Genomic DNA, 23,741 nt, shown 5'->3' with positions numbered 1-23,741 from the left:
AACAGATCGCGCGCGCTGAGGCATCATGGACAGCACCCAGGTGGACGAACAGCAATGAGATTGTCCTCGAGATATGGCAGTTGTGAGGGGACGCGCCACCCAGGAACACATGCCTCGTCGTTGGTGTGAGCGCCTGGACCGGTGGAAGGCTCGGCTAGTCGTCGCGGCCTTGGAGAACAGGTTCGAGGACCGCAGGTTGGAGGATGGTGACCATGGGTAATGGCAACCCAGAAGCCACGAAGGATGTCGCGACGGCCCTTGCAGGCGGCGTCACGATTCTTGCCGCCATCTTCGCAGCATTCGGCGAGTTGACTGGCACAGTCGCTCGACTGGCGCGGAACTACCCGGTACTGACAGCCGTGGCCGTGATCTTGGTCGTGCTTGCGGTCGGATGCGCGCTGGCCGCCAGACTCTCAGCAAATTCCAAATTTCTTTGGATCGGCATACCCATGCTGATGGCTGGAATCATCATCGCCGTAATCTTGACGCCTATAGTCTTTGCTAAAGACGACCGACCGAGCATTACCGCGAAGGCTATCCGCGATGATGAGGACCGAATCTTTATCGAAGGTACTGCACATGCAAGTGGGTTGAGGGCTGACGACAGAATGTTCGTTCGCGTCACCATGAGCACCGTAGCGGACCCGTTCGATCGGTTGGCCTACTACGCAATCGTTGGTCCAGACGGCGACGGCGTGATGACACACGAATTCTCGATGCCCGCAGTCACCAATGCATTGAGCGTCATTGTGACAGTCGGCGCGAAGGATCAGTCTGAGGTATGTCTTCGGCCACCCCATCTGCCAACCATCCCGCCCTCGACCACGAGTAGCCCAACCCGAACCCCAACCCATACCCCAGCATCGTCGCCGAGCCCAGCACCCAACCCTTCCCCTCCAGCCGCTGGGTCGTGCGCCTATCTGATCCTTCCAATCGAGCAGGCGGCCAGCCCCACGCCGAGCCCCAGCGATTCCTGATCAGTACAGACAGCGCGGACCGGGACGGCGAGGTTCACAGACGATTCCTGATCCCCACATCTAACCCAATGTAAAATGGACGGGCAACGTTGAGAACGATCAAATGTGTCGGGGTGACCCTGGTCGTGCATCTACACAGATCACCCGCGCAATCCGGCTAGCAGACACCTCTCGTCGATCATCTCGACAGAGAATCAGCGGGTTCGGGGTTCGAGTCGCGGGCGGCCACAAAAGCCCAGGTCATGAGAGTGTCCTGGGCTTGATTGTGTCTCCCGCACACTCAAAACGCACTCAATTGCGATGGTGCTGCTTCAAGTCGCATCCACCCCAGTCCCCGACCGGAGACCATCAGGCCACCTCTTCGCTGTTCATCCGATCGTGACTATGCGTCACATCACACCGTTTCTCATCGTTGCCGTGTTCCCAGACTCGACGCCTCGGCCTGGCGTTGAGCTTCCAACCGTCACACAGGTTGGAGGCGTGAGATGTCGACGCCACCACTGCCCATCGGAAGCTGGGGCGAGATCTCCACGTGGGTCGCTCAGACCGACGACAAGGGCAAGCCCGCCAAGTACAAGTTCCGCGACCACGACGGACACGTCCGTCCCGTGTCCGCCTACGGCAAAACCAAGACCGCTGCCGAGCGCGCTGTGCTCAAGAAGCTCCAGGACCAACCAGGCCGGCGAGCTCACCGCGATGCAGAAGATCAGCCATCTGCTCGACCTCTGGGAGAAGAGATTCGAGGGCCTGGTCGCCGACGGCAACGCTCCCCCACACCGCTCGACACCTACCGACGGTCCCTCAAGAACCACATCCGCCCAGCCCTCAGCGAACTCCGCATCGGCAAAGCCAGCACGCCACGCATCGATACCGTTCTCACCAAGATCAAGAGCACCGCCGGTGCGCCCACCGCCAAGACCTGCCGCGCGATCATCCCCGGCGCCGTGAAACTCGCAGTCCGCTATGGCGCCACCTCCGTCAATCCCGTCGGTGAAGTCGACGCCATCGAGGCCCCCACCAATAACCCACCCCGAGCCTCACCCGCGAAGAAGTCGCCCCCTCCGCAAGAGCCTCGCCGCCGACCAACGAGCCGTCGAGGCCGACCTCGCTGACCTGACCACCTTCATGCTCGGCACCGGCGTCCGCATCGGCGAAGCCCTCGCCGTCGTCTGGCACCAAATCGACCTCGAAGCCGGCACCGTCGAAGTCACCCACACCATCGCCCGCCTCAAAGGCGAATGCCTCCTCCGCAAGAGCACCAAATCCAGAACCGGCTAACGCCTCCTCCACCTCCCGCACTGAGCCCTCGCCACACTTCGCATCCCGCCGCGCCGACGGCACCCGCCTCGACGACCCCGTCTTCGCCGACACCATCGGCGGCCACCGCGACCCCACCAACACCCGCCGAGCCCTCCGCACCGCGCTCTCCCCGCTGGCAAACACCGCCCGCCGCGACCTAGGCCACAGCTTGCGAGCCCTCCGACGCGAAGCTGGCATGACCCGCAAGCAGGTCGCCGACACCTTCACATGGCCCCAAACCAGAATCGAACTCATTGAAACCGGCCGCATCAAACCCAACCACAGGCTGGTCTGAGGCATCGCCAAGACCTACGGCATCCACTCGACAGCACTCCAACCTCCTTGCTCAGCTTCACGAGGCGATCCGGCTCGCCGGATCAGACAAGCTCGCCTGAATCCGCTCCCACGCACTCGGCAGACCACCGCCACTGCCCTCGACCAAGCTGGCCACACCGCCCGCCAAATCGCCGACCAACTAGGCCAAGCCAAAGTCTCCATCACCCAAGACACCTACCTCGCCCGCCAAGCCGCCAACCCAACCGCCGCCAAGCCCTCCAACAAGCCTTCGAAGACCCAGACCTTCCCTGAGATCACGACCGTGTGGCTTTACCTGCCCCACCGTCCAACCCCTACGCCGACGATTCGCTTCATCGGTCCTGAGGGGCTCTTGATGGCACCACGGTCGGATGGCCGGTTGGAATGTCGGCAAACTGCAGGACCTCGTCGCTACCTCGTGCGAGCTCAACTTTCCGCGTGATTGCGAGGCCAAAGTACCTGCTCGGAGAGCATGCCGACGGGGTGTGGGCCGTTGTTCCGGACGCTATTGACTGTGGTAGAGATAGCGTAGATCTCGAGGTTTAGCGACAATGAACCGATGACGGAGACCCCGCGACAGCGCCAGCACCGGCAAACGATGGTCGACATCCTGCGGATAGCTCACCAGCAGCTCGGCACCGAAGGGAGCGCTGGCCTGTCCCTGCGGGCGATCGCTCGCGAGCTCGGCCTGGTCTCGTCAGCGATCTACCGCTACGTGCCAAGCCGGGACGAGCTGCTAACTGTACTGATCGAGGAGTCGTACAACTCGTTGGGCGACGCCGTGGAGGCTGCAGAGTCCCGGTGCCGCCGTGTCGACCTGGGCCGTCGCTGGCTGGCTATCGGACGTGCAGTGCGCATATGGGCGGTCGCGAACCCGGCCGAATGGGCACTGCTCTATGGCAGCCCGGTACCTGGCTATCAAGCGCCTCCGGAGCGAACCACAGCCGCCGGAAGCCGCGTGCCCCTCTTGCTGCTCGGCCTGCTCGCCGACGCAAAGCTCGAGCCGACCGCCGACGATCCCCCTATGACGGGAGCACTCCACCACGAGCTGGACCGGCTCCGCCCTGGCCTATCCAGCGAGTTGGAACCAGAGGTTCTCGCCCGCGGCCTACTCGCATTCTCTTCACTCTGGGGCCTGGTGAGCCTCGAACTATTTGGCCAACTGACAAACACCGTCACACAGTTCGCCAGCCACTTGGACCACCAGCTGGCCCGCCTGGGCGCAGTACTTGGCCTCCCTGAACCTGCCTGACCAAGGAAGCAAGCCCAAGCAGCTGGCAATACTGAGCCCGAGGCTGATCACATTGGCCTGCTGCAACGACAGCACGTGCGGTGCGCTCGTCAACTCTTGATGCCAGGTGCTTGCCAGGTCGTCCTTCTTTGCAGCGAGCTCGGAGTGCGAAAGCGGGCGCGCGCACCCTTCAACGATCGAACGGTGCGGGGAAAGCCGAACGTCAACAACGATCTGGCCGAGTGGCCGGAACTGGATGCCGGTAGGGAGCCGGTTCCGTCGACGTAGTAGCCGGGGTACTGGCTTCGATCTCGAACGGCTGCTCAAACAGGCGTCGTCCAGAGTCAGGGCGGACGCAAGCGCGGGGTCTGCTGCACTGATAGGTGACATCTGAGTTGGCGTGCCGAGATGGCGACCTGGAAGGATGTTGCTGTGCCCAAGCCCTACCCTCGCGAGTTCCGTGACGACGTGGTGCGTGTTGCTCGCGACCGGGGGCCTGGAGTGACGGTCGAGCAGGTGGCCAAGGATTTCGGGGTTCACCCGATGACGCTGTTCAAGTGGCTGCGCCAGGCGGAGGTCGACGAGGGCGCCAAGCCGGGTCCGAGCCGTGGTGAGGCGGCCGAGTTGCGGGAGGCGCGGCGGCGGATCAAGTTGCTGGAGCGGGAGAACGAGGTGCTGCGTCGCGCGGCGGCGTAGCTATCGCAGGCGAGTCTTCCGGGAAAAGGACGCTTCTATGCCCTCGTGTCAAGCCATGCAGGAGCGGACTTCGCGATAGATCGCCCGGCAGACGTAGCGTTTTAGGCAGCGGCGAATCTCACGGGTGGTCATGCCCTCTGTTTTGCGACGCGCGACGTAGTCGCGTGTGGCTGGGTCGCAGGTGACTCGGGTGCGGACGATGACCTCGAAGGCTCGGTTGAGTTGGCGGTCGCCGGCTCGCGATAGGCGGTGGCGAGTGGTGTTGCCCGATGAGGCTGGCAACGGTGCGACTCCGGCCAAGACGGCGAAAGCCGCTTCGGACCGGACGCGTCCGTGGTGGGAGTAGGCGCAGACAATGATGGCGGCGGTGACAGGTCCGACGCCTCGGACGTCTTGGAGTCCGGGGGCGATCTTGTCGGTGAGTTCTCGCAGCTGCCGATGGTTGTCAGCCAGGAGCGTGGTCTGCTCGAGTACCGCCTGCGCAAGACGCCGTGCTTCTGCGCGTGCAACTGTGGCGGCATCGGTGGTCTGGTTCGGCCGAAGTCGCCACGCCGCGATGGTCCGGACCTGTGCGTCGGTCAACGGGTGGCGGGCGTCGATACCGAGGTTGTTGGTTCGGACAAGGGCGGTCAACGCGTTGCGGTTCGCGGTGCGCTGCTGGTCGATGATCGACCGGGCGGACAGCAGGATCCGTAACGCTGAACGCGCTCCGGTGTCGCGTGGTCGGGCCAGCCTGGTGAAGTCCTGGCCGAGCACGTGTCGTGCGGCTGCTTCGGCATCAATCGGGTCGGACTTGCCTGTGTGAGCACGACTCGCATGCGCCAGCGGGCGGACCTCGACCACGTCGACGCCTTCGTCTTGCAGCGCCTGGCTGATGCCGGCGCCGTAGGAGGAGGTGCCCTCGACGGCCGCCAGTACGCTGCCTTCGCTGTTGCGCAAGACCCACTGGGTCGCGCGTCGATTGCCGGCAGCGCTAGTTGGGAAGGTCTCGGTGGCGAGGACCACACCGGATCTGGTCTCTAGCAACGCGAAGGTGTTGGTCCTGGCGTGGGTGTCGACGCCGACGACATGGACGAACAGGTCTGCAACGCGGGGCATGCTTCTCCTTACGAACTGCACGAATCGGAACTTGCCCGGCCCGTGGGTCGCTCAGAGACACATCTGTAATGAGTCACGTCGGGCCGCGATCCGGCCAACGGACAGGCTTCTGATCAGGACATCTGCGCGCAGGGGCTGAGCCTTGACCAGGCGCGGGGACACGTCCTTTTGAAGACATCACCACCAGCGGTGAGTCGGATCTACCCGGAGTCACCCGCACTGGTCGAGGTCAGCCTCTCAGCCGGCCACGGGCCAACCGCAACCCATTACAGCGCTACCCGCTCGTGAGCGAGCTGGCCGCCGCCGGGATCGCGGTGGCGGTGACGTGCCGGGTACTCAAGATCGCTCGCCAGCCCTACCACCGGTGGCTGGCCCAGCGTGTCCCTGCCGCCGAGCTCAAGCGGCATACCGGCCCAACGCGCTGTTCGACGCCCACCGCGACGTCCCGGAGTTCGGGTACCGGTTCCTGGTCGACGAGGCCCGTGACGCCGGACAGCCGATGGCCGATCGCACCGCCTGGCGGATCTGCTCCGAACACCGCTGGTGGAGTGCCTTCGGCAAGAAGAAGCGTGGCAGGAACGGCAAGAAGCCGGGTCCGCCGGTCCACAACGACCTCGTTCGCCGCGACTTCACCGCAACGGCGCCGAACCAGCTGTGGCTGGCCGAGATCACCGAACACAAGACGAGGGAGGGCAAGTTGTATCTCTGTGCGATCAAGGACGTGTTCTCGAACCGGATCGTGGGCTACTCCATCGACTCGCGGATGAAGTCCCGGCCCGCGGTCGCCGCGCTCAACAATGCCGTCGCGAGGCGCACGGATGTGGCCGGTTGTGTTCTGCACACCGACCGCGGATCGACCAGTTGAACTCGCCCAATTTCGGTCCAGGAAGTTCGTCCGTGCCCTCGCACGCCACGGCATCGTCGGCTCGATGGGCCGGGTCGGCGCCGCCGGCGACAACGCCGCCATGGAAAGCTTCTTCGCGCTACTGCAGAGGAATGTTCTCGATCGGCGAACCTGGTCCACCCGCGACGAACTCCGGATCGCGATCGTGACCTGGATCGAAACGCAAGGGCGTTCGAGCGAGCCTCGTCGTGGGCGCATACGGCGTCCGCCGCCGCGCGCCGCGACAGAACGCTGCAGAAGTACCCGACCGCCATGACCGGGTTGTCCTCCGGCCGCTCCTCGCGGCGAATCAGGTGGCTCATCTCGGTGCATGACTCGAAAGAGTGCACGAAGCCTGTGGCAACGGCGCAGGACCCTGTCCCAGCCCAGGTCGTGCGCCGTTTCTCGAGCCAGACCTGCAGCGTCTGTGTGCGCACTGAGGCGAGCTTCGTGCCGCGGTCCTGTGGTGGACCGGTCTGTCGTTGTGTCCGCTTTCCGACACACGATTCGTCGTGCTGCCGACAGCGCACGAGATTCGGCGGTGGAAGCCTTCAGATATCGGCAAACGTGTCCGCGGGATCGCGCCGAGAGAAGGCCGGACGCGGCACAATCGAGGAGGAGGAGACTCCCATGAGTTACGAGTACTACGCGACGCACGACTATGACGACAACTGAGGTCCGCCGATGCATCCGGCCGTCGTTCAGTAGCCACACCGACGTGACAGCGCATCGATGTCGAGGACGTCGATGCGGCCTCGGCGGACACGCACCTGGCCTTGGTCGACCAGCCGGTGCAGCATCTGCTTTGACGAGAGCCGGGTCGCGCGGACCAGGTCCGCCAAGCTGGCCTGGCACAGGGGGATGGTTGCGGTGTTGTTGGGCGCGCGGAACGAGGCGACGAGGTCGATGAGCCGGCGGTAGATCCGCAGCTCTAGCCCGACAACCATCGTCTCTAGCAGCCGCCGGCTCAGCCGGTCGACGCTCTCGGCCAACAGGGGTCGATAACACGCCTTCCAGGTGCGCGTTGGTCTGGCAGAGCCGGTTGAGGCTGGACGCGGCAAGAGCGAGCATACGGCTGTCCTCGATCGCCACCACGCCGGCCGTTCGTCGACAGCCAGGCCGGAGAGGGGCGAGCTTATCGAGGTAGTCACCCGGATCCCAAAATGCTGAAGGGAGCCGCCGCACCCGAGGCGAGGCTGCCGCGCACGGCCAGATGGCCAGCATGGCACCAAGTGGAGCGAATCGGCCGGGTCGCCCCTCGTGGCAGACGACCTCGTTGCGCCCGAACGTCCGGGCGCGGGGGACGAACCCCTGTCTCTGCCGAGGCTCAGAGTCGCGAGCAGCGGCAAGTCCATTGAAGCCCCTGGCTTGGGGCAGCGCAACGTCGCCTCATGGCGGCGGATGAAAGGTCGTTTCCGGCGCTCGGAGCGATTGTCGCTACATCAACGTAAGGACCAGATTCAGATGCGAACCGTGACGCCCATGCGACCCGCCCAGTCGATGCCCCGAGCCACACTCCCGGAGCGTCTGGCAACGTTCCTAGGCCGTCACAGATGGGCCATCCTAGCCGGATGGGTGCTGCTGCTCGCCGTGGCGGGCATAGCTAGCGCGCCGCTGCCGCACCTGCTTTCGGCCGGCGGGTGGACGGTCGAGGGATCCGACAGTGCCCGCGCCGCCGAGCTCGTGGCGGACGGCTTCGTGGGTCGCGGACGGAGCAGCATCACCGTGGTCGTGCACGACCAGCGGTACGCGGCGGCCCAGCCGGAGTTCTCTCGCCGGGTGAGCGCAGTGCTGCGGGAGGTCGCCAGCAATAGAGAGCTGGAGACCCTAAGCGAGGTGGGTTACGCGACCTCCGATCCAGTCATGCGGAGCAGATACGTCGGCAGAGACCAGCGCACAGCGATGCAGATCCTGGGGCTGGGCCTGGACGAAGACAGCGCACGGAGGGTGCTCCCTGACGTCCAGAAGGAGTTCACCCATCGGTACGACGTCCGAGGGCTCGAGGTCTCTCTGGTCGGCACGGGACCGTTCTGGGGAGAGGTCAACGCTCTCAGCGAACGCGGGCTCGCTCACGCAGAGCTGCTTGCCCTTCCCTTGATCCTGTTGGTGCTGGTGCTCGTATTCCGGGGCGTAGTCGCCGCGCTCGTCTCGGTGGCGGTTGGTGTCGCGGCGATCGTGACGACCCTCGCGCTCCTCGCGATCGTGGCCAGCCGGGTTGAACTCTCGCTCTTCGTGCAGAACACCGCGACCATGCTCGGCCTCGGCGTGGGGATCGACTACTCGATGTTCGTCATTGCGCGCTTCAAGGAGGAACTAGCAAGGGGCCGCAGCGTCGACCAGGCCCTGGCTGCGACACTGCGAACGTCGGGGGGGAGCGTGCTGTTCTCGGGTGCCACGATCGTGGCGGCTATGGCCACGTTGTTCCTCGTGCCATTGAATGTGATCTCGTCGATCGCCCTCGGTGCGATGCTCGTCGTGGCCTTCGCCGTGCTCAGCTCGTTGCTCCTGCTGCCCGTGCTGCTCCGGATCCTTGGTCCCAAGATCGCAATGGGCCGGCTACGCCGACCGCAGCGGCGTACCCAACCTCGCGGTGGTGACCACCGTGGCGCACCGCCGAATAGGTGGCAGCAAGTCACCGAAACCGTCATGCGGCGCCCAGTCCTCTTCCTCGGCGTCGGGGCAGCGGCGCTGCTCCTCATGGGTATGCCGGCGCACGGCTTGGCCACGTTCACGCCCGACGCGCAGATCCTGCCTGCATCATCCGCGGTGCGTCAGGGATACGACCGCATGCGGTCACAGTTCGGCGCCGGCTCGACCGCTCCGCTCACCGTCGTGGTCACTTCCGAGGCGCCACTGCTGGAAGGGGCCGGCTATGCGGCGGTCTCGCGGCTGATCGGCGAGATCGAGTCGATCGACGGTGTGGAACGGGTCGACTCCGCGCTCCCGCTCCTGGACGGGCTCGCACCGGGCCACGTTGGCGCCGCGGACGATGTCCTTGCGCGGCTCCCGGAAGGTGCCCGTGCCGCTGTCGGCCACTATCTGTCCGACGACGGCCGCCGAGTGGCGCTCGACGTGATGACCAATTCGTCCGCATCCGACCCCGCGACTCGTCGGCTGTTGGACGATGTGCGTGCGGCCGTGTTGACGACGCACGATCCCGATGTGCAGGTCTTCGTAGGCGGAGAGACGGCCGAAGGGGTCGACAGCAACGCCGTGATCCAGAACCGGATGCCGTGGGTGGCTGCAGTGATGCTCGTGGTGATGTACGTGCTGCTGATGCTGACCTTCCGTTCGTTGCTGCTACCGCTGAAGGCGATCATGATGAATCTCCTCTCCGTCACTGCCACGTTCGGCATCCTCGTCGTGGTCTTTCAACACGGGGTTGGCGCTGGCCAACTCGGGCTCGAGGGCAGCACCAAGGTGCAAAACTTCGTGCCGGTGCTCCTGCTGACATTGCTATTCAGCCTGTCAACGGACTACGAGGTCTTCCTGCTAAGCAGGGTGCGGGAGCACTACAGGTCCACAGGAGACAATGAGGCAAGCGTCGCGGCGGGCATGTCCGCCACCGCACCGCTAATCTCCGGTGCCGCGCTGCTGATGGTCGTGGTCTTCGGCGCTTTCGCGATGGTCGGGATGCTGCCGATCAAGCAACTAGGCTTCGGCATGGCCTTCGCCATCCTTATCGACGCGACCGTCGTCCGATTAATCCTCGTCCCCGCGTCCATGCGCCTCCTGGGGAGGCTGAATTGGTGGATGCCCCGCCCGTTTTCGGTGCGGCCGGCTAATCACCCGCTCTCGACTGCGCACCCAGACGTCTAAACCGACCACGGTGGCCTCTCCCATTTGTCCAGTTCCCGTCCGGAGGTATCCATGTCCATCCACGCCGTCACCGACGATCACCCAACATACGATGGAAGGAAGTCTGCCACTGGCCTTCGAGCCATCACCGAGAATCTCGCTCGGCGTCGCGCCGAGGCCGTCGACGGGCCCGCGCCGCGGCAACAAGCCGGCCGGAAGCTGACAGCTCGCGAGCGGATCGAGCTGCTGCTGGACGAAGGCACGTTCGTCGAGACTGGCCAGCTTGTCCGGCATCGGGCCACCGCGTTCGGGATTGGGATCAACCGCCCCGATACCGATGGGGTTGTGACGGGATGGGGACTCGTGGACGGGCGCAGGATCTTCGTCTACGCGCAGGACCCTCGCGTCTTCGGAGGTTCGGTCGGTGAGGCGCACGCCCGCAAGGTCCACACACTGATGGATCTCGCCGAGTCGACTAGATGCCCGATCGTGGCGATCAATGACGGAGGCGGCGCCCGTATCCAAGAAGGCGTCGCATCGCTGGCGGGCGTCGGCGGGATTTTCGCCCGCAGCGTGCACATGTCTGGCGTGGTGCCCCAGCTCGCTGTCGTGCTCGGCTCGTGCGCCGGCGGAGCCGCCTACGCCCCGGCGCTCAATGACGTCATCTTCATGGTGCGCCAGACCTCCAACATGTTCGTCACAGGACCCGACGTTGTGGCTCAGGTGACCGGGGAACAGGTCAGCCCGTGCGAGCTCGGCGGCGCGGAGATACACGGGGCATCGAGCGGCTTGGCCACGTTCGTGTACGACGACGAGGAGGAGTGCCTCCTCGAGGTGCGCTACCTGCTCTCGTTCCTTCCGTCGCACAACGAGGAGCGACCGCCGCGCTTCGAGCCCCTGCAGCGGCGGTACAACGGCGAGAACCTGCTCGATGTCGTGCCCAGCGACCCGCGGGTCGGCTACGACGTGCGGCAGGTGCTCGACCACATTGTCGACGACGGCGAATACCTCGAGTTTCATGCTGACTGGGCAACGAACGTGGTGTGTGCCCTGTCCCGGCTCGGCGGGGAGGTCGTGGGCTTCGTAGCCAACCAGCCCGCGGTGCGAGCCGGAGTTCTCGACGCCGCCGCAGCGGAAAAGGCGGCTCGGTTCGTGCGCACGTGCGACGCCTTCAACATTCCACTTGTGTCACTGGTCGACGTGCCAGGGTTCCTCCCCGGGGTTGACCAGGAGCACTCGGGGCTGATCAGACGCGGCGCCAAGCTGTTGTACGCCTACTGCGAGGCGACTGTGCCGCGCGTGCAGGTCATTCTGCGCAAGGCGTACGGCGGCGCCTACATCGTGATGAATTCCAAGTCGATCGGAGCCGATCTGTGCCTCGCCTGGCCAGGAAACGAGATCGCTGTAATGGGTGCGCAGGCGGCCGCTCGGGTCATCTTCCGACGCGAGATAGAGGCCGCGAGTGATCCGAAGGCGCGCAGCGCCGAGCTGATCGAGCAGTACGAGCGGACGATAACACCGTTTCTTCCTGCGGAGCTCGGCGTCGTCGACGACATCATCGACCCGAGGGAGACCCGACAGCGCCTCGTCGAGGCGCTAGCCATGCTGCGCACGAAGTGCACGGACCTCGCCCGTCGCAAGCACGGGAATATCCCGCTGTGACCGGCGAGCAGGTCATGGCACACCTCGTAACGAGGGAGGCGCCGGCCGACGAGGAGGTCGTAGCGTTGACGCTAGCGCTCCTTTCGGTTGACCGTGTCGATGCACCGGAGGATCCCGGTAATCGCCGCACGGTTCAGCCGCAACGAGGTATGCGCGGCCTCGGACCGTGCTCCGATCTGTTGTCCGAAGCCACTGATCTTAGGCGCCAGTTGCAGTCGACACGCCGTTGAGCCGTCTTCTCGCACCAGGACGTGGCAGGTCACATCTCCTCTCGATACCAATTCCACTGGTTCATAACGCTCAGGACATAGCAAGGAAGGTGCACCGCATGACCGACATCCATTCCCCGACAGCCGTCGTAACCCCTGTCTGCGAGACCTGCTTGGACAGTATCCCGGACGCCGTAGCCGCTATCGCACGCGGGGACATGATCGTGCTCGTCGATGACGAGGACCGCGAAAACGAGGGTGACCTCGTCGTCGCTGCCGAGTATGCGACAGACGAAGTCATCAATTTCATGATTACGCACGCGAAAGGGCTGGTCTGCGCACCGATCACACCCCATCGGGCCGAAGAGTTGCGCCTGCCCCTGATGGTGGACCGCAACGAGGATCCGCATGGCACTGCGTTTACTGTGAGCGTCGACGGCGGACCTGAGCACGGCGTCACCACCGGCATCTCGGCAGCCGACCGGGCCGCAACCGTCGCCCTGCTCCACGAAGGCAAAGCCGGGGATCTACGGCGCCCAGGCCATGTGTTCCCCCTCATCGCGCGAGCTGGCGGGACCCTCGAGCGGCCCGGACACACCGAAGCATCGGTCGATCTGGCGCGCCTGGCCGACCTCGACCCGGGAGCGGTCATTGTCGAGGTGATCAAAGCCGACGGCCAGATGGCGCGGCTCCCAGATCTCGTGGAGTTCGCCCGCGAACATGGGCTCGTCCTTACAAGTATCGAGCTCCTGCGTGAGTTCCTGCTTGCGCAGACCCAGCTTGAGGGGGTGGCATGATGCCCAGTACTGCCCAATCGGCATCCGGCCGTGCGGTCAAGCGGGCGGTGCGCGCAATGTCTGCGGTGGTCAGTCGCCGCTTCGTGAGCGAGCCCCGACTCGACGCCGTCTCGGGCCTGGAGCACGTGCCCGTCACCGGCGGCTGCGTCGTCGTGGCGAATCACGCCAGTTTCCTCGACCACCCATTAATAGAGACTGCGCTCCACGCAGTACGAGGCGATGACATTTACTTCCTCACCAAGAAGGAGAGTTTCTCGAAGCCCGTGTCCCGGATCTGGCACGAGGCTGTCGGGGCCATCCCCGTGGATCGGGAGCAATTGACTCCATCGACCTTGCGGGCTTCGGCAGAGATCCTGCGCTCGGGCAACGTCTTGTGCGTCTACCCGGAAGGGACGAGGGGTAGCGGCGACTCGCTTTTGCCGTTCCACCCCGGCGCCTTCTATATCGCCTTGCGTGAGGGCGTTCCTGTGATTCCGGTCGGCATCGCGGGGACGGCCGACCTGCTCCCGAAGGGAGCCCGCTGGCCACGCAGAGGCAAGGCTCGACTCGTCTTTGGCCCGCCGCTCGACCCTCGCCTCGACCTGCCTGGCACGGCCCGGGTCCGCGCCGTGCTTGAAGAGGGTGAACGATCGGTGGCGCGGCTCGTCGATCGAGCCCGCGACCGAACAAACCTGCGCACGCCAACCGTGACCGACCTGGTGGCCGGACGGATCGACCGGCTGCGCCGGGACAGCAAGACGGGACTATCGCACGCGGAACTTCGTCGGCTCGACACCCTGCTGAGACTGGGGTCACGCGACAAACACGACTTCGACGTCTCTCTGCAACGGCTCAGGATCGCCGGTCATCATGCGATCGCCGCCAAGGCGCCGAGCCGAATAGTCAGGGGGTTGAGGCTGCGCCGTCGCGCGCGGACCCTCGTCGCTCGCCGACCATCGGATCCGATGGCCAACTACGTGCTCGGGTCGTGTCAGGCGACGCTGCCCAGGTTCCTCGGCGGGGACCTCGACGCTGCGCTCAACCACTTCCGGGAGGCCGTCCGTCAAGTACCCGGCGACAGCCGCTATCTCGCCCCGCTCGCGGAGACGTGCCTTCGGGCGGGACTGCGCGCCGAGGCCGAGGCGGCCGTTCGCCTACTGCTGGCAGCGACAGAAGCAGGATCGCCGGAGGAGCATCGCCGCCCGCGAGCGGTGGCCCTGGCCCAGCGTCTGAGGATGGACGCCCCGGGCACGCACACAGCGCAGGACCGAGTCCCGGTCCATCAACCACGTCGGAGGGCGGCACGATGAACATGCGGTTGATCGACGGCGTCGCCGTCGTCGTCGAGGGAAGCCAGCGGATGCGATGGCGGGGTTCAGGCACGTCGTGGACCCTCGACTCGGTCTGGCCAGACGCGGCCGATCAGTGCCGACTGCGGTCGCACTGGGCCTGCAAGGGATTGACCCTAGTCGTGATCAACGACTCGGCGCCTGTGATGGCGCTCAAGACCGAGGTGCCGTCCCGCAGGGCCGTGGTCGTCGTCGCCGAGGACGAGGAGTACCTCGAGCTCCAGGCACCTTTCTTCGATTGGCTACCGGCTCACCAACGCAGGCGCGGTCTGCTGTTCGCCGACGCGGCGCGCACCAAGGTTGCGGGCACGCCGACGGCGCTGCTCCCCCCGTTCCTGGTTGACCAGGGCTTCGAGAGCGACAACATGCAGTTCGCCTACTGGACGCGGACGGACCGCGTGTTGACCGACCCGCTAATGCGATCTCTCGTGCGAGCAATGCGCTCCGGACGCGAGCCGGTGCCGGAATGAATTTCGTCCACGCCGAGCGAGTCGTCGCCGTCACGGGTGCCGGCCGCGGACTCGGCCTCGAGATCACCAAGACGCTCCTTGAGGAAGGTGCGATCGTCATCGCCAACGCCAGGTCCGATGCCAGCCTGCTCAAAGAATTGGCCGTCGTCCATCCCGGACGCCTTGTCGTGGTCACCGCGGACATCGCGACGGATGATGGAGCGCGAGCCGTCATCGCCGCCGCTGAGACGATGGGCGGTGTGGAGGTGTTGGTACACAACGCCGCTATAGCCCGGGACGGGCTGCTGGTGAGCATGTCTTCCGAGGACTTCTATGAAGTAATGTGGGTCAACGTCGGCGGGGCGTTCTTGGCGACCAAGTACGCGGTCCGCCGCATGATCGGCAGAAGACGCGGGCGAATCATCTACGTCTCCTCGGTCGTCGCAGCACTGGGAAACGCAGGACAAGCCAACTATGCGGCCAGCAAGGGTGCAATTGAGGCGCTCGCGCGATCCGTGGCCCAGGAGTACGCCGCGCAGAACATCCGCACTGCTGTCGTGGCGCCAGGACTGCTCGACTGCGGCCTGGCAGACGCCATTCCTGCGGCGACCAAGGAGGTCAAACTCTCGCGGCTGCTCTCCGGGATGGGTCGGGCCGCCGACGTCGCGCGGCTGATCTCGTTTCTGGCGACCCCGGCTGGCAACTACATCAACGGGGAGGTGGTCGCGGCCAACGGAGGCCTCGCCTTCTGAGGAGGCCAAAGTGTCCACCAGCAATGGCGCACAACTCGCAGCCGTGGACCAGGCGGAGAGGTGGTCGTTTCCAGTTTGCCCGGGCCGTTCCTCGTGGACGGGAGGCCGGTGTAATGTACCCCCGGCCATACTGGAGGCACGTGGACGGCCGCGGGCACCTTGGACCTACAGCCTATTTGTGGCGCGCGTCATCGACGAGTCCCAATCTGCGAGCAGTGCACATCTGACGGGCGCCGCCGAAACTGCATACTTCCTGGGAGTCCATCGCCAGCCACTGTTGGTGAAGCTCTGTGTGTTGAGCGCTTCCGGCAGTTGTGCGCGACGATGGATCCGTTGTCGAGGTCAACCTCCGACAGTACTAGCGCGTCAGGCTCGCCACCCCAGCTGGTGGACCTGACCCCGATGGAGGTCCACTCCACCTGGACCCGTCGCTCCAGGCGGAGCCGGTCCTCATAGTGGCGAGCCACAGTCGGATGGAGCCCCGTACCGGCGACGGACCGATGGAGCCGCCTAGGACCGGCTCCAACGACCGGGAGGTCTTCGTTTCCCTGCGCTAACGCTGCCTTGACCCCGCGCGCCCATTTGCGGCTCGCGCGTCCACGCCGGGAGGTCTTCACCCGTCAAACACATTCACTTCGTGTTGTCACACGATCTCGATCAACGTGCCTGGTCAGTACATCTAGCTATGCGTAGTGCTCGCTGATTCAGGTGCGTAAAGGGTTGAACCAGCCCTGAGCATCAATCTGGTGATCGACGACGGCTGGCCCATCGCCCGGGCGGCCGAACGATTCGACCTGTCCTGGCCGACCGCGAAACGGTGGACCGACCGATACCGCGACCACGGCCTGGCCGGCATGACAGACCGGTCGTCGCGCCCAGATCGCCAGCCCAACCGAACACCTACACGCCTGGTCCGCCGGACCGTGATCCTGCGCCGCCGCAGACGCCTCGGACCGGTCGGCATCGGCGACCACCTCGGCCTGGCAGCCTCGACCGTGCACGCCGCACTGCGCAGGTGCCGCCTGAACCGGCTGTCGCACCTGGACCGGATCACCGGCGAACCGATCCGCCGCTACCGAACACACCCCACCCCGGCGCGATGCTCCACGTCGATGTGAAGAAGCTCGGCAACATCCCCGACGGCGGCGGCTGGCGCTACGTGGGCGGGAAGGCCACCGCAACCGGGCCGCCCCTCGACAAACCAGCCAACCGCCACTCAATAACAAGATAGGCACCGCCTACGTCCACACCGTCATCGACGACCACGCACGCGTCGCCTACGCCGAAATCCACGATGATGAAACCGCAGCCACCGCAACCGTCGTGCTCCGCGCCTCAGTCGCCTGGTTCGCCAACCGCGGCATCACCACCATCGAACGAGTCCTGTCCGACATTCGATCTGGGTAGGCGACAATCCGGGCCTTCGTGTCGACGGGCGCGGAGGATCGGGGTCGTCCGGCACCTGCCCATCAACGTTGCTTGTCCGAGTGGAGCGCACTGCGACTCCTTGCCTGTTGATCCTGCTGGCGGGCGGGGCCCAACGCCGGAGGCTCAAGATGCCATGTTAGGAACCTGGCGACCCCACTGCCACGCCTGCTCGTGGGGATCCCTGTTAGCGAATGTCTGGTGCGGATCGACCTCCCACGGCCGTTGGCCGCCGGCAGCCAGTCCGAGCGACCAAGGGAGCCCGCAGTGATCCTCCGGATGGGAATCGACATCGCCGTGCGCGCGCCGCACCAGGCCAGCCTGGCCGACGAACGCGGCGAGCTTGTCTGGTCTGGATACCGATTCCGGACCACGGCAACCGAGCTGGATCAGCTGTGGGAGCGGCTCCCCGCGGGCAGCGAGCCCAGTGAGCTCACCATCGTGATGGAACCGACCCGCAACGCGTGGGTTCCGCTGGCGGCCTGGCTCCGCCGCAAGGGTGCTCACGTCGTGCTGGTTTCCGCGGAGCGGTCCGCCGACCTGCGTGCCTACTACACCAAGCACACCAAGAGCGACCGGTTGGATTCGGTGCTCCTGGCGCGGCTCCCGATGCTGCACCCCGAAGGGCTGCACCCGGAACGAGGTCTGGGGCCTGGCGACCCGCTACGTCGGACGACCAAGCTGCACTCCACACTCGTCAAGCGCCGCACCACTAGCTTGGCCCGCCTCGACGCACTGCTGGAGATCCTCGCACCAGACTGGCATGCCGCATTCTCCGCCGGCCTAGGCAACAACACGCCCCTGCGGTTCCTGGCCGCCGGATACGCCGACCCCCATACCGTGCGTCGCCTCGGTCGGGCCCGGCTCACCCGCTTCTTCCGCCGCCACTCCCGTGGGGCCGCCGCACGCGCCAGCCTCCAACTGTGGGACGAGGACATCTCCTTCCCCGACCTCGCCGAGGACATCGCGGTCGAGGCTCGCCTGGCTCTGGCATTGACCGAGGAGATCAAGGAACTCGACGAACGTATCGCCGTCTTGGTCCGCGAGCGCGACCCGCAAGGCATCGTCTCCTCCGCCCCGGCATCGGCGCAGTCACTAGCGCGGTCATCCTCGGTCGGCTCGGTGACGCCACCAGGTTCTCCTCCCTGGCCGCCGCCCGCTCGTTCAGTGGCCTGGTCCTTCCCTGGACTCCTCTGGAGTTTCTGGCCGGCACGGTGGACCCACCAAGCGCGGCGACGCCCTACTCCGCGAAGCCCTATTCATCAGCGCCAACCAAGCCCGACGCCTCGATCCGACGCTGGCAGCCAAATACCACCGCGTCATGGTCGAGACCGGCAAGCACCACAACTCCGCGCTCTGCCGCATCGCGACCACCCTGCTCACCAGGGTGGTCGCCTGCTGGAACAACCAGACGCCCTACCGGCTCCGCGACGTTGAACCAGCAATGAGCAGCCCACCTGGGCGAGCAAGGAGTCACAACGTGCTCCATCGAGGTGAAGGGCCTGTCTCGGTGTGCGGGGCCGGGTGGTCGACGAGGCCGGTTCGTGGAGATGGCGACGTGGCGACCAAGTGCCGTTTGTGACAGGCCCGGACGACGTTCCAGCGGGCTGCAGGCGGCGGTTGCCGGCATCACCGCGGGCACGGGCCGCGGGCGGTGCGATGTTGTTGCCGGTGAACCGCTGCCAGTCGCTGATCTCCACCGCCAGCGCCAACCCGGTCAGGGCGCCGACCCCGGCGCAGGCATCCCAGCCGCCGCACCAAGGGTGTGAGCTGTGAGTCCGCGGCCATCGCCTCGATCGCGGTATCGAGGCCGTGCCGGCGTGCCTGGATCGCGAGTACGGCGTCGTAGTCGGACTCGAACGTCAACCGCAGCACCGCCGAGTCGAACCGAACGCGTCGCAGCCACGCATCATGGGCATCGGTCCACGCATGGCCACCGGAGTAGACGATGCCTTCGGGCAGCAAGAGCTTGAACAGCCGGTGCCGGGCCGCATCAGGTCTGCGCGGGCGCGGACCAGGTCGCGCGCCGTCTCTTGTTCCACCATCGGGACCGACACCGGCCTGAACTCGTCCATCCGCAACAGCCGGGCCAGGTGAGCCGCGTCCTTGGCGTCGGTCTTGACCCGATCACCCCGCCAGACGCTGCAGCATGCTCGGCGCGACGACCTCATACCGCACTCCCGCCGCGATCAATGCTCTGGCCAGCCAGCCCGACCCCGGTCGAACAGCCTCGTAAGCCACCGCCACCGGCCCCGGCAAGTCCCGCAGCCACGACCGAATGTGCTCAGCAGACGCCGTCAGCCTCGCCTGCACCAGCTCGCCGATCACGCTGTCGATCGCCGCGGCCGCGACCGACCGGGCGTGCACATCCAGCCCACACTCGTACGCTCAGTAAACACCGGGGCCTCCACAAATGTCGGATAGGCCGAGCAGGCAGCCGCTACTCGGTACCCACGAATGTTGTGAGTGATGCCCCGGCCCGCAACCCCGCCACCTGGGGTTGACCCGGTTCGACGGACACGGTTGGTGTGAGGTCGGTTCAGGCTACCTGTTCGAGGGTGGTGGGTTGGGTTGATTCGAAGGTGGCGGGGCTGAGGTAGCCGAGGGTCGAGTGGCGTCGGCGGGTGTTGTACCAGCCCTCGATGTAGTCGAAGATCGCGCTGCTGGCGGCCTTGCGGGTGGGCCAGGTGCGGCGGTGGATGAGTTCGGTTTTCAGGGTGGCGAAGAAGGATTCGGCGACCGCGTTGTCCCAGCATTGGCCCTTGCGGCCGACTGACAGTCTGACACCGAGATCCCTGGCCAGGTTGGCGAACTGGGCCGAGGTGTATTGGCAGCCGCGATCGGAGTGGAACAGCACATCGGGCGCCGGCCGGCGCCGATTCACCGCGTCGGTGAGCGCCTCGGCGACCAGGCCGGTGCGCAGATGATCGGCTGTCGCCCAGCCGACCACCCGCCGCGAGGCGAGGTCGATCACGGTGGCCAGGTAGAGCCAACCTTCCCAGGTCTGGATGTAGGTGATGTCGCCACACCAGCGGCGGTCCAGCTGGCCGGGGTGGTCGGGGTCGATGCCGAAGTCGCGGCCGATCAGGTCCGGTCTGGTGGTGGCGCCCGGGTCAGGGATCGTCGTCTTCTTCGAGCGTCTCGGGATCCGGCGATGGAGGTCGGCGGCTCGCATCAGCCGCACCACCCGCTTGCGGGAACATCTCTCACCTTGAGCTCGGAGTTCGCGGTGGACCCGCGGCGAGCCGTAGGTCAGGCGGGACTCGTCGTGGATCTCGACGATCTTTGCGGTCAGGACGGCGTCGCGCTGCGCGCGCACCGAGGGGCCGCCGGTGCGGTCGGCGTAGTAGGCGGAACGAGAGACCTGCAGCAACTCACACGCCCGCTTCACGCTGTGGTCGCCTCGCTTCTCCGCCTCGATGAACGGGTAACAGTTCACCGGGTCTCCTTCACGAAGAAAGCCGTCGCCCGCTTGAGGATCTCGACATCCTCCCGGAGCCGGCGGTTCTCCCGCCGCAACGCCGCCAGCTCGTCCTTCTCGCTCGTGGTCAACCCGCCATCACCGGTGCCGGCATCGCGTTCGGCCTGCCGCAGCCACTCCCGCACCGCGGTCTCGGTCAGGTCGAAGTCCTTCGCGACCTGACCCACCGACCGGTCACCGCGCTGACACAACTCCACGATCTCGGCCTTGAACTCGGACGTGAACGAACGCCGAGGCCGCGGCTTCTTCTTGCCCATAGACTCCATGATGAACATCCTTCCGGAGCACCAGCTCCTGATCTCGGATGTCCGTCAAAACGGGTCAGGCCCAACCACGATGGCGTCACGTCATAGCGTCTAGAAGAGGATTACGTTGGAGCCGTGACTGGCGTCGCAGCCTGTACGTCTCGACACTGAGAGGGTGAGCATCCCAGTTCTCGACGCCCTCGATCAGGACACCCGGACCCGGTTGATTCGGGCTGGCAACCGTCGCCGTTTCACCCGGAACGAGGTCGTCTTCCACGAGGGTGATCCTGCCGAAACGCTGTATCTTCTAATCACCGGACACGTCTGCGTCCGCGTGACTACTCCCATGGGCGACACCGCCATCCTGGCGGTGCTCGGGTCCGGCTCGACCTTTGGTGAGCTGGCGCTCCTATCCAGCGATCAGCCGCGCGCGGCCACGGTGGCTGCACTCGACTCGGTCGAGACACTTGTACTAGCCCGGGACCAGTTCACGAGGCTACGGCACGAATTTCCCGGAGTCGACCGCTTCCTGGTCGACCTGCTTGCCGGATACATACGCCAACTGGACATGCGCCTGATCGAGGCGCGCTACGTTCCGGTCGGGAAGCGCGTGCTCCGACAGGTCCTCGAGCTGAGCCGGATTTATGGCGACGGCTCGCGGGGCACCGTTATCCCGCTCACCCAGGAGACACTGGCCGGCCTCGCGGGTAGCACAAGAGCGACGACGAACCAGACCCTCCGCAGCGCCGCGACCTCGGGACTGATCACACTGGATCGGGGCCGGGTGCGCATCGAGGATCCGGTGACGCTGGCCCGCCGCGCGAAGTGAGTGCGGCCGCGGCTCATCGATCGGCACATAGGCAGTCGAAGCCGCCTGCACCGATTATCTAGTGGTACCTGCCCGACCATCCGCTCCTCTGCCACCCCTCGGATGGAACACGGGCCACTTGGCTTCTGCCCCGAGGCCTCGCAGCTCGACGTTTCCACCGACGCACGCCTGGTCTGGGACGGGTCAACGAACACCTAGCCGGACTACCTCCTCGGCGACACCGCCGACACACCTCGTCAAGGTGAATCCCGGACAGATGGAGCGGGACCGGGGTTTAGCCAGCTGCGAAGCGGCAGGCGGCGGGTCGGAGCATCTGATCGGCCGGGGAACACCGCCTACGGGTCTAGGCGGCACCCTCCCCCGGCCGGGTCTTGCGCATCTGGAACGTGGGAACCTCGTCGAGGTCCGGTGGCTCGGTACGCCAACCGTGAGGGACGCCTAGGCTCTGAGGGCGGGAACATGATGGCCCCAAGGAGCCAATGCCTGTCGCCGAAGAGCAGCAGGAGGACTGTCAGCGAGCCGGGATCGAGACTTGCCTGACGGAAGGGATCCGTCGTCGAAGATGTCGAACGCGGCCGTACTCGCGACATCGTCGACGAAGTCGTTCATGGGCCTGACCCGTTTTGACGGACATCCGAGTTCAGGAGCTTGTGCTCCGGAAGGATGTTCATCATGGAGTCCATGGGCAAGAAGAAGCCGCAGCCTCGTCGTTCGTTCACGTCCGAGTTCAAGGCCGAGATCGTCGAGCTGTGCCAGCGCGGTGACCGGTCGGTTGGTCAGGTCGCGAAGGACTTCGATCTGACCGAGACCGCGGTGCGGGAGTGGCTGCGGCAGGCCGAACGCGACGCCGGCACCGGTGACGGCGGGTTGACCACGAGCGAGAAAGACGAGCTCGCGCAGTTGCGGCGGGAGAACCGCCGGCTCCGGGAGGACGTCGAGATCCTCAAGCGGGCCACGGCTTCCTTCGCGTCAATGCCATGATCTTGGTGCCCGGTGGGGTTCGCTCGTTTCTTCGTTGCCTCGCCCATGTGTCGATGGCTTGTCCTCGATGTGCGGCTCCGCCGGGCGCCCAGGACGCGTGGGGAGCGTGGCTTGATAAGAGCCTGCCATCGTGCTCGATTGAGGCGTGCCCGCCTCCGCGCGATCCGGGATCCGTCGTTTCCGTCAGCGTCAGGAGCTGCCTCGGCATGGTCATGATCGGTACCGATTCCCATAAGCGGACCCCATACTGTCGTCGCGGTCGACGACGTCGGTCGGCGCCTGGGCGTGAAGACCGTCCGCACCAACAGCGAGGGCCATCTGGAGCTGGTCCGCTGGTCGGCGCAGTTCGACGGCGTCACCTTCGCACTCGAGGACTGTCGGCATCTGACCCGTCGCCTGGAGGCAGACCTGCTCGCCGCCGGCCGCCGGGTCGTGCGGGTTCCCCCCAGGCTGATGGCCGGCGCCCGCCGCTCGGCCAGACAGCCGGGCAAGTCCGACCCGATCGACGCAGAGGCGGTCGCGGTGGCCGCGCTGCGCCACCCGGACCTTCCGGTCGCTGCGCTGGACGGCCCGGCACGGGAGGTGAAGCTGTTGTCGGACCACCGCCATGACCTGGTCGGCCAGCGCACCCGGATCGCCTCGCAGATCCGCTGGTATCTGCACGAACTCGACCCCGACCTGCAGATCCCCTCCCGTGGTCTCAAGCGCCACGGTGTCGTCGCCGAGCTGCTCGTGGAGCTGGACCGATTCGACGGTGTGGTCGCGCGCCTGGCCCGCAGCCTGCTGAGCCGGTGCGACGAGCTGAACCACCAGATCAACCCGCTCGAGGCCGAACTGCGCACGCTGGTACGTGCCATCGCTCCAAGCCTGCTGGACATCCCGGGATGCCGGGTGCTCTCGGCCGCGGTGATCATCGGCGAAACCGCAGGCTTGCACCGGTTCCGGGGCAAGGACGCGTTCGCCCGCTTCACCGGCACCGCGCCCGTCCCGGTCTGGTCTGGTCTGGCGCCAGCAAGGGCAAGGTCCGGCTCAACCACGGCGGCAACCGGGCGATGAACTGTGCCCTGCACATGATCGCGGTCACCCAGGCCCGCGGCATCGGCCCCGGACACACCTACCTCGCCAAACAGGAAACCCGCGGCAAGGACAAGACCGCCGCCCTGCGGCTGCTGCGCCGCCGGCTGTTCGACACCGTCTTCACCGCCCTGCGCACCGACCAGCAACACGACACCCAGACCACGCCGCGGGTGGCCATCGCGGCCTGACCAGTGAACCGCTTGACATAG

The 23,741-nt window shown here is 65.8% G+C and carries 20 protein-coding genes and 4 pseudogenes; 19 read left to right on the top strand and 5 right to left on the bottom strand.

What is annotated here, in order from left to right:
- Nucleotides 1–203: 203 nt before the first annotated feature.
- The 5 genes from OG876_RS32900 to OG876_RS32885 all read left to right on the top strand — a co-directional run bounded on the left by OG876_RS32900 (nucleotide 204) and on the right by OG876_RS32885 (nucleotide 4,518).
- The gene (locus OG876_RS32900; RefSeq protein ID WP_328520572.1) at nucleotides 204–977 is read left to right on the top strand and encodes a hypothetical protein; all 774 of its coding nucleotides are present in this window, start codon (nucleotides 204–206) and stop codon (nucleotides 975–977) included.
- A 1,125-nt stretch (nucleotides 978–2,102) separates the two neighbouring features.
- A complete protein-coding gene (locus tag OG876_RS32895; RefSeq protein WP_328520571.1) occupies nucleotides 2,103–2,255 on the top strand; it encodes a hypothetical protein in 153 nt (50 codons plus the stop codon).
- Nucleotides 2,256–2,349: 94 nt separating this feature from the next.
- Nucleotides 2,350–2,571, top strand: coding sequence for a helix-turn-helix domain-containing protein (locus OG876_RS44155; RefSeq protein ID WP_442914197.1), 222 nt, complete (start codon nucleotides 2,350–2,352; stop codon nucleotides 2,569–2,571).
- A gap of 579 nt (nucleotides 2,572–3,150) precedes the next feature.
- Nucleotides 3,151–3,843: a TetR/AcrR family transcriptional regulator gene (locus tag OG876_RS32890; protein ID WP_328520570.1), complete on the top strand. Its 693-nt coding sequence runs from the start codon at nucleotides 3,151–3,153 to the stop codon at nucleotides 3,841–3,843.
- A gap of 411 nt (nucleotides 3,844–4,254) precedes the next feature.
- Nucleotides 4,255–4,518: a transposase gene (locus tag OG876_RS32885; RefSeq protein ID WP_328520569.1), complete on the top strand. Its 264-nt coding sequence runs from the start codon at nucleotides 4,255–4,257 to the stop codon at nucleotides 4,516–4,518.
- 48 nt (nucleotides 4,519–4,566) lie between these two features.
- On the opposite strand, the gene OG876_RS32880 is transcribed toward OG876_RS32885, so the two are convergent.
- Nucleotides 4,567–5,616, bottom strand: a complete 1,050-nt coding sequence (locus OG876_RS32880; protein WP_328520568.1) for an IS110 family transposase — start codon at nucleotides 5,614–5,616, stop codon at nucleotides 4,567–4,569.
- 260 nt (nucleotides 5,617–5,876) lie between these two features.
- On the opposite strand from OG876_RS32880, the pseudogene OG876_RS32875 reads away from it, so the two are divergent.
- A pseudogene (locus OG876_RS32875) lies at nucleotides 5,877–6,776 on the top strand (IS3 family transposase); the annotation flags it as partial.
- A gap of 424 nt (nucleotides 6,777–7,200) precedes the next feature.
- Here the strand turns inward: OG876_RS32875 and OG876_RS32870 are convergent.
- The gene (locus OG876_RS32870; protein ID WP_328520567.1) at nucleotides 7,201–7,491 is read right to left on the bottom strand and encodes a helix-turn-helix domain-containing protein; all 291 of its coding nucleotides are present in this window, start codon (nucleotides 7,489–7,491) and stop codon (nucleotides 7,201–7,203) included.
- A gap of 583 nt (nucleotides 7,492–8,074) precedes the next feature.
- Between OG876_RS32870 and OG876_RS32865 the strand changes: the two genes are divergently transcribed.
- From OG876_RS32865 to OG876_RS44145, 9 genes and pseudogenes are all read left to right on the top strand, one after another.
- Nucleotides 8,075–10,318 (top strand): MMPL family transporter, encoded by a 2,244-nt coding sequence (locus OG876_RS32865; RefSeq protein ID WP_328520566.1) that lies wholly within the window; start codon nucleotides 8,075–8,077, stop codon nucleotides 10,316–10,318.
- Nucleotides 10,319–10,369: 51 nt separating this feature from the next.
- On the top strand, nucleotides 10,370–11,959 hold the full coding sequence (locus tag OG876_RS32860; protein WP_328520565.1) for an acyl-CoA carboxylase subunit beta: 1,590 nt from the start codon (nucleotides 10,370–10,372) through the stop codon (nucleotides 11,957–11,959).
- 328 nt (nucleotides 11,960–12,287) lie between these two features.
- A complete protein-coding gene (gene ribB / locus OG876_RS32855; protein ID WP_328520564.1) occupies nucleotides 12,288–12,965 on the top strand; it encodes a 3,4-dihydroxy-2-butanone-4-phosphate synthase in 678 nt (225 codons plus the stop codon).
- Nucleotides 12,966–13,021: 56 nt separating this feature from the next.
- Entirely contained in the window at nucleotides 13,022–14,254 is a 1,233-nt protein-coding gene (locus OG876_RS32850) for a 1-acyl-sn-glycerol-3-phosphate acyltransferase (RefSeq protein WP_328520563.1), read from the top strand.
- Nucleotides 14,251–14,763 (top strand): hypothetical protein, encoded by a 513-nt coding sequence (locus tag OG876_RS32845; protein WP_328520562.1) that lies wholly within the window; start codon nucleotides 14,251–14,253, stop codon nucleotides 14,761–14,763. Before OG876_RS32850 ends, OG876_RS32845 begins: the two co-directional genes overlap by 4 nt.
- Nucleotides 14,760–15,494, top strand: coding sequence for an SDR family NAD(P)-dependent oxidoreductase (locus OG876_RS32840; RefSeq protein WP_328520561.1), 735 nt, complete (start codon nucleotides 14,760–14,762; stop codon nucleotides 15,492–15,494). The genes OG876_RS32845 and OG876_RS32840 overlap by 4 nt, the downstream gene beginning before the upstream one ends.
- A gap of 731 nt (nucleotides 15,495–16,225) precedes the next feature.
- Nucleotides 16,226–16,886, top strand: a pseudogene (locus OG876_RS32835) (helix-turn-helix domain-containing protein); the annotation flags it as partial.
- Nucleotides 16,887–17,198: 312 nt separating this feature from the next.
- Nucleotides 17,199–17,663, top strand: a pseudogene (locus OG876_RS44150) (IS110 family transposase); the annotation flags it as partial.
- A 179-nt stretch (nucleotides 17,664–17,842) separates the two neighbouring features.
- Nucleotides 17,843–18,501 (top strand): annotated as a pseudogene (locus OG876_RS44145) (transposase).
- Between the two features lie 545 nt (nucleotides 18,502–19,046).
- Here OG876_RS44145 and OG876_RS32825 read toward each other — a convergent pair.
- The 3 genes from OG876_RS32825 to OG876_RS32815 all read right to left on the bottom strand — a co-directional run bounded on the left by OG876_RS32825 (nucleotide 19,047) and on the right by OG876_RS32815 (nucleotide 20,666).
- Entirely contained in the window at nucleotides 19,047–19,286 is a 240-nt protein-coding gene (locus tag OG876_RS32825) for a hypothetical protein (protein ID WP_328520559.1), read from the bottom strand.
- Nucleotides 19,287–19,458: 172 nt separating this feature from the next.
- The gene (locus OG876_RS32820; RefSeq protein WP_328518669.1) at nucleotides 19,459–20,358 is read right to left on the bottom strand and encodes an IS3 family transposase; all 900 of its coding nucleotides are present in this window, start codon (nucleotides 20,356–20,358) and stop codon (nucleotides 19,459–19,461) included.
- Nucleotides 20,355–20,666, bottom strand: coding sequence for a transposase (locus tag OG876_RS32815; RefSeq protein WP_328520558.1), 312 nt, complete (start codon nucleotides 20,664–20,666; stop codon nucleotides 20,355–20,357). Before OG876_RS32815 ends, OG876_RS32820 begins: the two co-directional genes overlap by 4 nt.
- A gap of 154 nt (nucleotides 20,667–20,820) precedes the next feature.
- Between OG876_RS32815 and OG876_RS32810 the strand changes: the two genes are divergently transcribed.
- The 4 genes from OG876_RS32810 to OG876_RS32795 all read left to right on the top strand — a co-directional run bounded on the left by OG876_RS32810 (nucleotide 20,821) and on the right by OG876_RS32795 (nucleotide 23,720).
- Nucleotides 20,821–21,474 (top strand): Crp/Fnr family transcriptional regulator, encoded by a 654-nt coding sequence (locus OG876_RS32810; protein WP_328520557.1) that lies wholly within the window; start codon nucleotides 20,821–20,823, stop codon nucleotides 21,472–21,474.
- A gap of 672 nt (nucleotides 21,475–22,146) precedes the next feature.
- Entirely contained in the window at nucleotides 22,147–22,455 is a 309-nt protein-coding gene (locus OG876_RS32805) for a transposase (RefSeq protein WP_328520556.1), read from the top strand.
- A 225-nt stretch (nucleotides 22,456–22,680) separates the two neighbouring features.
- Nucleotides 22,681–23,511 carry an IS110 family transposase gene (locus OG876_RS32800; RefSeq protein WP_442914196.1) on the top strand — a complete coding sequence of 277 codons (831 nt, stop codon included), beginning with the start codon at nucleotides 22,681–22,683 and terminating at the stop codon, nucleotides 23,509–23,511.
- Entirely contained in the window at nucleotides 23,508–23,720 is a 213-nt protein-coding gene (locus OG876_RS32795) for a hypothetical protein (RefSeq protein ID WP_328520554.1), read from the top strand. The genes OG876_RS32800 and OG876_RS32795 overlap by 4 nt, the downstream gene beginning before the upstream one ends.
- Nucleotides 23,721–23,741: the final 21 nt, after the last annotated feature.

Source organism: Kribbella sp. NBC_00359, assembly GCF_036097425.1.
Lineage (GTDB): Bacteria > Actinomycetota > Actinomycetes > Propionibacteriales > Kribbellaceae > Kribbella.
This window is presented reverse-complemented; position numbering and strand designations above follow the sequence as displayed.